General features: G+C 60.5%; 1 protein-coding gene and 1 pseudogene. One reads left to right on the plus strand and one right to left on the minus strand.

Features of this window, described 5'->3' with window-relative positions:
- Nucleotides 1-191: transposase family protein (locus FFT21_RS28580; RefSeq protein ID WP_137816992.1), on the plus strand; the 191-nt coding region annotated here is incomplete at its 5' end.
- On the opposite strand, the pseudogene FFT21_RS28585 reads toward FFT21_RS28580, so the two are convergent.
- Nucleotides 173-964 (minus strand): annotated as a pseudogene (locus FFT21_RS28585) (IS3 family transposase); the annotation flags it as partial. The gene FFT21_RS28580 and the pseudogene FFT21_RS28585 overlap by 19 nt on opposite strands.
- Between the last annotated feature and the right edge of the window lie 225 nt (nucleotides 965-1189).

The following is a 1189-nucleotide window of genomic DNA, read 5'->3' on the forward strand; positions in this document are numbered from 1 at the left end:
GTGGCGAGCTCTCTATCGGCGACAAGGCAAACAACAGGGTGATCTCCTCACTGCGCTCTGCCGTCGAACGATGCATCGCCCATGTCAAGAACTGGAAGATACTTGCCACCGGCTTTCGAGGGCGCCTCGCCGAGCTTCCGAATGTCATCCGAATCGTCACCACACTGGAGTTCTACCGACTTGGCTGGTAAGGGCTCTGAATAACGCTCCATGTTTTGCTGTCGAGTAGTTCCAGTTGCATCGTTCCCCAGAACGACTCCATCATCGAGTTATCGTAACAATCACCGACGGTTCCCATGGACGGCAAGATCCCGGCGGCTTCCAACCGTTTCCCGAACGCCCAGGCCGTGTACTGAGCACCGTGGTCTGAATGCAGAATCGTCCTTCCCGCCGCGGGTGCTCGTCGCAGTGTGGCCATCCCGAGGGCATCGATGACGAGTTCAGTGCGCATGTGCTCGGCGATCGACCAGCCGACGATCCGCCGCGAATACACATCCATCACCGCTGCGCAATACACCTTCCCCTCCAGAGTGGGATGTTCGGTGATGTCCGTCAGCCACAAGGCATCAGGCCGATCGGCAGCAAACGAACGGTTCACCAGGTCGGCAGCAGGCTGGTCAGCGGGGTTGACGACCGTGCAGCCGCGGCGTCGGCGCCGGTAGGCGCCCTGCAGTCCCGCGGCTCGCATCAGTCTCGCGACCCGCTTGTGATTGACCCACTCGCCGCGGCCCAGTGTTAATTCCGCGTGCACCCGCGGCCACCCATACGTACCGCGCGACTCTTCGTGAATCTCGTGGATCATTTTCGTCAGTTCCTTATCCCGCAGTGCCCGCGGTGATTCCGGGCGCCCCAGCCACTCGTAGTAGCCGGAGGTCGACACGTCTAGGACCCGGCAGGCCACCGCTACGGGTATCCCGTCGTCGGCGAGCTCACGGACCAGCCGGAACGCTACTTTGGGAGGACGTTGTCCCGTGCAAAGTAGGCCGCAGCTCGCTTGAGGATCTCATTTTCCATCTCAGAGCGTTATTCAGAGCCCTTACCAGCCAAGTCGGTAGAACTCCAGTGTGGTGACGATTCGGATGACATTCGGAAGCTCGGCGAGGCGCCCTCGAAAGCCGGTGGCAAGTATCTTCCAGTTCTTGACATGGGCGATGCATCGTTCGACGGCAGAGCGCAGTGAGGAGATCAT

It is taken from the genome of Gandjariella thermophila, from assembly GCF_005405885.1.
In the GTDB taxonomy this organism is placed as follows: Bacteria; Actinomycetota; Actinomycetes; order Mycobacteriales; family Pseudonocardiaceae; genus Gandjariella; species Gandjariella thermophila.